Raw genomic sequence first — 7723 nt, 5'->3', positions numbered from 1 at the left:
GGCATTGGACGGCCTACGAGGCGACGCCGAAGCTCGACGTGAACAAGAAATTGAAGGACTACGACGAGGACGAGTGGGAGTGGTTCCTCCACGGCGGTCCGGTCAAGGAAAAGCGCGGTGGATCGAACCAGACATACCTCGGCGTCGAGAAGAAGCTGCGGCAGCTCTACCTCGACCGGGACACCCCGCCCAAGCAGAAGCACATCCTCGACTTTGTCGACAGGGTCTCCACTCGGGAGGCGTGTGCGGAATGCGGAGGTACCAGGCTTGCCGAGGCGCCCAGGACCGCGACAGTTCGGGGGAAGACGATCGGCGAGCTTGCCGACATGCAGATCGACGAGCTGCTCGAGTGGGTCGGCGGCATCGACGACCCGTCGGTGGCTCCCACGGCACGTGCGCTCAGAGACATGTTGTCGTCCATGGTCAATGTCGGACTCGGGTACCTGAGCCTGTCGCGCGCAGCGGGCACACTTTCCGGCGGCGAGGCGCAGCGGGTGAAGATGGTCAAGCACCTCGGTAGCGCGCTCACCGACGTCACGTATGTGTTCGACGAGCCGACGATTGGCCTGCACCCGCACGACATCGCCCGGATGATTGACCTGCTCACCGATATTCGCGACAAGGGCAACACCGTCCTCGTCGTCGAGCACAAGCCCGAGGTTATTCGTCGTGCGGACCTCGTTATCGACCTCGGCCCCGGCTCGGGCGAGACCGGCGGAGAGGTGTGTTACCGCGGCGATGTCGCCGGACTCCACGACGCGGACACCGTCACCTCCCGGTCCCTCGACGCCGGTCTGGCGCTGGCCGAGAACCCGCGAACGCCGTCCGGCGATCTCGTCGTCGACGGGATCACCAAGAACAACGTCCACTCTGAGACCCTGCGAATTCCGCTCGGCACGCTCACGGTAATCACCGGCGTCGCCGGCTCCGGAAAGTCCTCGCTCGTCCACGGCGGTCTCGATTCGCACCCGGATGCGCTCGTCGTCGACCAGGCACCGATCCGCGGATCCCGGCGCTCCACGCCGTCGACCTACACGGGCCTGATGGACAAAGTGCGCCAGCAGTTCGCGCGCGCCAACGGGGTCAAGCCCGCGCTATTCAGCTTCAACTCCGAAGGCGCCTGCCCTGGCTGCGGCGGTCTCGGGGTCGTATACACCGACCTGGCGATGCAGGCCGGAGTGTCCACGCGCTGCGAGCAGTGCGAAGGGCGCCGCTTCCTTCCCGAGGTACTCGAGTACACGTTCAAGGGGCGGTCGATCGACGACGTGCTCAACATGTCCTTCGAGGCCGCCACCGACCTGTTCACCGCAGGGGAAGCGAGCAAAATCGTCGGCAGGATGAACGACGTGGGGCTTGGTTACATCAAGCTTGGGCAGCCGCTCAACACGCTGTCCGGTGGCGAGCGCCAGCGCCTCAAGCTCGCCACCCGACTCACCGATGTGGAGCCCGTCGTCGTCCTCGACGAACCGACCACCGGCCTGCACCTGGCCGACACCCACCGGCTCGTCGACATGATGCACAGACTCGTCGCCGCCGGACGCACCGTCGTGGCCATCGAACACAACATGGCGGTCATGGCTGCAGCAGACTGGATCATCGACGTCGGTCCGGGCGCCGGTTCGCGCGGAGGCAAAGTCGTATTCGAGGGCACGCCCGCGAACCTCGTCGCCTCCGACACGATTACCGGCACCCACCTGCGCGAGGCGATAGCCAGATAGCTAGTCGCCAGCCGCTGGGTCCTTATCGATATCCCGCTCCTGCAAAGCCTTTTGTTTCCTCTTCGCGAAGGACCAGGCGACAACGCCGGCAATGAGAATGAGCACGAGAGGCTGGATGAACGGCTCCACGGCACCGAGCCACGACGGCAGTTCCGGCAGATTGATGCTCGGCAGCGAAATGTCCGGCAGCGAAATGTCCGGCGTGGGGATATTGATGCTCGGCAACGAGATATCAGGCATCAGCGGCGAAAGCTGCTGGACGAGCCATGCGATAACACGAGCACCGATCCACGCCGCGCCAAGACCGAGAAGAATAGCGACTGCCTTGAGCGCTGCCGACCTCAGCGCGAACTTCTGCGGATTCGCCAACTGCTTGGCATCGCGCAGCGCCGAATCCGAACCGGCGGCCGGCACGAGGAATTGAGGCGTCGCGGTCATCGCCGTCGTGACCTCGGCAGTCTTTCCCAGCGATCGAAGTTTGACCTTGATACGCAGGATCTTGCCGTTCTCAGCCTCGGTTTTGCCCTCGTTGTTTTCGACGCTCTCGTCGTCGATGGGGTCAGGGCCCGCAGCCGCTTCGGACGTGTCGAAGGATAAATACTTTGCGTCGAAGACAGCGTGCCACGGGTGATCGGTGCTGTCCTCGTCGAGGCGGCGAGCGACTTGGTCGTGCTCGCTCAACTCGCCTTCTTTCGATTCCTTTTTGTCGAGAGCGGCGAGACGCTTGCGGGTTTTCTTCCGCGCGGCGTCATCCTCCGACTTTTGTAGAGCGGGCGTGCCGTCGACCCACATACGGGCGAGGACGGTGTCGATGACGCTGTGCCGGATCTCGACGAGAACCTCGTGGCCGGCAACCGGACCGGAATACTCAACAGGCTCGGGGGAGACCCGGAATCTGCCAATGAGAGTGTTCCCCTCGGTTTCGGCGGCAGAGTCGTCGGGGGATTTCCCAGCTGGCGTCATCGTGGTCTGCTCTTGCCCTTTCCGGCGGCGGTCGCGAGGCGTTTCGTGCCAGAATGGTCCCACATCACGGCGCAGGGCGCGCCCTCGTCCTGCGGAGGAGGGATCCACCATGGTCGAATCGAACGGTATGCCCGCCGGCCGCACCGGCAACGGCGACGATGCAGGTGGCGGGATTGACGTCGACGTCGTCATCATCGGGGCGGGGATCAGCGGGATCGGCACGGCCATCGAACTCGGCCGGCGCGAGACCGGAAAGACCTTCACGATCCTCGAAGCCCGCGACGCGATCGGCGGCACCTGGGACCTGTTCCGCTATCCCGGGATTCGCTCGGACTCGGACGTGCAGACTTTCTCCTACGGATTCAAGCCGTGGACCGGGGACACGATGATCGCGCCGGGCGAGGAGATCCGCGACTATGTTCGCGAAGCGGCGCGCGAGTACGGAGTCGAGGACAAGATCCGATTCCGCCACAAGGTCACCGGCGCGGATTGGGACTCGGCGACCCAGAGCTGGGCGGTGACCTGCGAGGTCACCGGCGCCGACGGATCCGTACGCACCGAGACCGTGCACGCGACGTGGCTGTTCAACGCCAGCGGCTACTACCGCTACGACAAGGCAAATAACCCCGAACTTCCGGGGCGCGAGGACTTCGAAGGCGAGATCATCCACCCGCAATACTGGCCGGAGGGGTTCGACTACAGCGGAAAGAAGATCGTCGTGCTGGGCTCGGGAGCGACCGCGGTGACGCTCATTCCCTCGCTCGCAGACAAGGCCGAATCTGTGACGATGCTGCAACGCACGCCCACCTATATGTTCCCGCTGCCGCGCGTTTCCCCGCTGGTCAAACCTATGCGAAAGCTGTTCGGCGTCGAACGCGCGCACCACATCATGCGCGCCATTCACATCGAATTCCAGGCCACCCAGTACGCGATACTGCGCCGCTTCCCGGCGTTCGGCCGCAAGTTCATCGAGGCCTTCGCCAAGCGGTACCTTCCCAAGGGCTACCCGATGGACCCGAACTTCACCCCGCCCTACAACCCGTGGGACCAGCGCCTATGCGTGGTCCCCGACGGCGACCTGTTCACCGTGATCGCCGAAGGGAAAGCCGACATCGTCACCGACACCATCGACCATCTGACGTCGGACGGCATCGTCACCGCGTCGGGAAAGCATCTGCCGTGTGACCTCCTTGTGACGGCGACGGGCTTTATCCTCCAGCCGCTCGGCGGCATCGCGCTCTCCGTCGACGGGCAGCCGATCGAGGTCGGGCAACATGCCGCGTACAAGGGGATCATGCTTTCGGATGTGCCGAACCTTGCGTTCGCCGTCGGCTACACGAACTCCTCGTGGACTCTCAAGATCGGGCTGCTTGCCACCCACTTCACGCGGCTGCTGCGCTACATGGACGAACGCGGTTTTCGGGTCGCGACCCCGCGGTTCTCCGGGGACTTCGCCGCGACGCGCCCGCTCCTCGACTTCGGAGCGGGCTACGTCAAGCGGAACGAGGACAAGCTGCCGCGCGTCCTCGACGAGGGGACATGGACCATCGGCAATCGCTACGTCGACGACCGGAAGGTCCTGCTCAAGGGTCGAATCGACGACCCGGACCTCGAGTTTTCCTAGGCGAGGACCTCCTGCGCGGACAGCCGCACCGGGGTGCCCGTGTGCCCGTAGCCGCTGTAGCCGCCCCTGCGCTCGACGAGCTCGAAGAACGCCCTGCCCACGGTTCGGGTGTAGAAGTGCAGGTACTCGCCGCTCTCACCGCGATCAAAGAACAGCCCGAGCCTGCGCCAGCGGGCGAGAGTATCGGCATCGATGCCGAAGCGCGCGCCGAGATCGTCGTAGTAGTTCCCGGGGATATCGAGGGTCGACATGCCGCGGTGCGCGGCGCGCTCGGCGACCGCTTCGACGTACTCGACCTCGAACGCGACGTGGACGGGATACCGGTTATCGGCAGCGTCGTTCCCGTGGGAGGGAACCAGCCCGAGCACGATGTTCACGCCTCGCTCCGGGGACTGGAGCAGTTGCGTGCGCACCAGCCCGCGGTGGCTGGGCACGTCCAGCGGCGCGGTCCTGTCCATGCGCAGGACCGACTCGAGGAACAAGGTCGTCGCGGTGAACCTTCCGCGAGTCTCGGTGAGGTGAAGGTGATCGAACCGTGGCCCCTGGTCCGATTCGCCGGCGGCGGGCGAGGGGCGGGTGTCGGAGAACTCCAACGGCCACTCGGACCGCTGCGCGTCGACGAAGAACAGCTGCCACTCCTCGGAGGCGACCACGCCGGGCAGATCCGCCTCGCCGGCGGTGACCGGTCGGGAGGCACGGGCCGCGCCCAGTTCGACGGCTCGATCTGCCGCAGCCTCGGCGTCATCGACTCTGACGGCGATGGACGCGATTCGCGTGCCCCCGGTCGCAGCAGGGTTGAGGACGATGAGCGTGGAGCCGTCCCGGAACAGGAGGGCGTCCTTGCGGCGGTGCCGACCGACGAGCGTGAAGCCGACGGCGTCGAGCACGGCGCCGAGCTCGTCCGGGCGGTCAGAAATCAGTTCGATGTGGTCGATGCGCTCGACAGGATCGATCTTCGGCACGCCGTCGAGCTGCGCGCGGAGCGAATCGTCGGCGCCGAACCGGCCGCGCACACGCTGCTGCAGCCAGATGAGAGAGCGCTTCCCGTCGACGGCCGTGACGGCCGGATCGGTTTCGCGGAAGACGTCGTTGAAGATCTCGAGCGAGAGCGGGCCCGAATAGCCGGCGATCATGAGTAGGCGGACCATCTCGACGACGTCGAACCCTCCCTCGCCTGGGAAGACGCGGTGGTGACGGCTCCAGGGCAGCACGTCCATGCCCATGGGCTGCGCATCGGCGAGCTGGACGAAGAAGATCTTCTCGCCCGGGATCTCGGCGATGCGCGAGGGATCGTCGCCCCGGGAGAGGATATGGAAGGAGTCGATACAGACGCCGACGGCGTCGTGCTCGGCGGCCCGCGCCAGCTCCCAGCTGTGCCAGTAGGTGTTCACGTAGGTGCCCCAGGCGAGCGCCTCGTAGGCGATGCGCTTGTCGTACCGCGCGGCGAGCTCGCCGGCCTGGCGGAGTTGGTCGGCGATGACCTCGTCGTCGTGCACGGTGGCGGAGTCGACGTTGGAGCACACGAGGATCGTGTCGATGCCGAGCCGGTCCATGAGCTGGAACTTCGCCTCGAGCCGCTCGAGATTACGCGCGAACTGTTCGGGTTCCACGCCTTCGAGGTCGCGGAAGGGCTGGTACAGGTCGAGGGTTAGGCCGAGGCGCGCGGCCCGTTCCCGAACCTCTTCGGGAGACAGCGGCGAGGTGATGAGGTCCTGCTCGAAAAGCTCGACGCCGTCGAAGCCGGCCGCCGAACAGGCGGCGAGCTTCTCCTCCAGCGTGCCCGAAATACATACGGTCGCGATCGAGGTCCTCATGCGTGCACCCCTTCTGGCTGTACGTGTTGCCGCTGCTCTTCGGCGGCCACCAGTTGTGCGAAGTGCCTGCTCATCCGGCCCTCGTCCGGAGCGTTGCCGGTGACCATCGCGAAGGTTGCGGCCGCCTGGCCGACGGCCATGTGGCCGCCTGGCATGGTCGCGCAGCCGAGCTCCCGCGCAGCGGTGATGAGCTCGGTGACCGTCGGGCGGTACACGACATCCGCGACCCACTGCTCTCTGTGCAATGCCTCGGGGGACACCGGGCTGCCGGGGTGGTGGTGCATGCCGATCGGGCTGGCGTTGACGAGACCGGAGACGGAAGCCGAGGCGAGGAGGCGTTCGGCGTCGGCGATATCCGCGGCCACTGCGCGGACGTCGCCGCGGCGGCCCAGGCGTTCGCACAGCTCGACGGCACGTCCACGATCGGGGTCGGCGATGGTGAGGGTCGCCGCGCCGAGCCCGGCCAGCCCGTCGGCCACTGCCGCACCGGCGCCGCCGGCTCCGAGCTGCAGAACGTTCGAGAGGTCGACGTCCCCGAGGGCCGACTGGAATCCGAGGGCGAAACCGCCGGCGTCGGTGTTGTGGCCGATGAGTCGGCCGTCGCGGATGAGCACCGTGTTGACGGCGCCGATGCGCTCGGCCTCCGCGCTCAGCTCGTCGAGATGGGAGATGACCAGCTGCTTGCACGGGTGGGTGATGTTGAAAGCGTCGAACCCGAACTCGACGCCCGAGCGGAGAAGCTCTCCGACGTCATACGGTGATCTGCCCAGTTCGCGCAGGTCGATGGTGCGGTAGACGAGCGAGAGCCCTTGAGCGGTGGCCTCGGCCTCGTGCATCGGCGGGGTGAGCGAGGTGGTGATGCCTTCGCCGATGAGCCCCAGTAGATACGTGCGTTGCACTATTTCTCCTCCCCGCCCGACATGGCGACGGGCGTGCGTGTGGCATCGCCTGTGGTGGTGGAACCGGACGCGGCCGAGGCGCCCTCGAACGCGGCGGGGCCGTCGGCGAGGGAGACCTCTTCCGGCGCCGATTGCACGGCGTCGATGTCGACGAGGCCCATGCGGAACGTTTCCTTCGCCGTCATCGCCGCGAAGGTGGAGATGAGGCACATGGCCGCGACGAAGACGGCCGGGCCGAACCAGTTGCCCATATCGTCGCCCGACAGCGCGGTGGCGACGGCGGTCGCGACGCCGCCCGAGACGGCGAAGCCGAGCTGGGTGCCGAGCGCGAGACCGGTGACGCGGACGTGGGTGGGGAACATCTCGGCGTAGAACGCGGGCCAGACGGCGTTGGCCAGCGAGTAGAGCAAGCCGGACATGAGAATTCCGAACAGGAAGATCAGCGGCCAGTTGCCGGTGGTGATCGCCCAGAGGTACGGGAACATCACCACGGCCGGGCCGAGCGCACCGGCAATGAACACGGGCTTGCGGCCGAACTTGTCGGCGAGGATGCCGGCGAGCGGGATCGCCGCGAGCGCGACGACGTTGACCACGACGGGCACCCACCGCATCGTCGAGCGCTCGAGGCCGTTGCCGTTGGTCGCGAAGGACACCGAGAACACGGTGAAGACCATGTTCACCGTATTGATCATCGCGGCGGCCATG

The 7723-nt window shown here is 66.3% G+C and carries 6 protein-coding genes; 2 read left to right on the top strand and 4 right to left on the bottom strand.

Annotated elements, in window-relative coordinates; translation table 11 throughout:
- A partial coding sequence (locus K8V11_RS05075) for an ATP-binding cassette domain-containing protein (protein ID WP_303911354.1) occupies positions 1-1718 on the top strand: 1718 nt, incomplete at its 5' end.
- Here the strand turns inward: K8V11_RS05075 and K8V11_RS05070 are convergent.
- Positions 1719-2681 (bottom strand): hypothetical protein, encoded by a 963-nt coding sequence (locus tag K8V11_RS05070; protein WP_303911353.1) that lies wholly within the window; start codon positions 2679-2681, stop codon positions 1719-1721.
- Between the two features lie 109 nt (positions 2682-2790).
- On the opposite strand from K8V11_RS05070, the gene K8V11_RS05065 reads away from it, so the two are divergent.
- A complete protein-coding gene (locus K8V11_RS05065) occupies positions 2791-4305 on the top strand; it encodes an NAD(P)/FAD-dependent oxidoreductase (RefSeq protein WP_303911352.1) in 1515 nt (504 codons plus the stop codon).
- On the opposite strand, the gene K8V11_RS05060 is transcribed toward K8V11_RS05065, so the two are convergent.
- The 3 genes from K8V11_RS05060 to K8V11_RS05050 form a co-directional block, all read right to left on the bottom strand.
- Positions 4302-6119: a sugar phosphate isomerase/epimerase and 4-hydroxyphenylpyruvate domain-containing protein gene (locus tag K8V11_RS05060; protein WP_303911351.1), complete on the bottom strand. Its 1818-nt coding sequence runs from the start codon at positions 6117-6119 to the stop codon at positions 4302-4304. The two genes, K8V11_RS05065 and K8V11_RS05060, sit on opposite strands and share 4 nt — an antisense overlap.
- Complete coding sequence (locus tag K8V11_RS05055; RefSeq protein ID WP_303911350.1) at positions 6116-7018, bottom strand: shikimate dehydrogenase; 903 nt, start codon at positions 7016-7018, stop codon at positions 6116-6118. The genes K8V11_RS05060 and K8V11_RS05055 overlap by 4 nt, the downstream gene beginning before the upstream one ends.
- Positions 7018-7723, bottom strand: a 706-nt coding sequence (locus K8V11_RS05050; protein WP_303911349.1) for an MFS transporter, incomplete at its 5' end; no start/stop codon positions are given. The genes K8V11_RS05050 and K8V11_RS05055, both read right to left, overlap by 1 nt.

Origin of the sequence: Dietzia timorensis (assembly GCF_020742175.1) — a bacterium.
GTDB classification, from domain to species: domain Bacteria; phylum Actinomycetota; class Actinomycetes; order Mycobacteriales; family Mycobacteriaceae; genus Dietzia; species Dietzia timorensis_A.
Note: the sequence above shows the minus strand (reverse complement) of the source record. Positions and strands in the feature narration are given on the sequence as shown.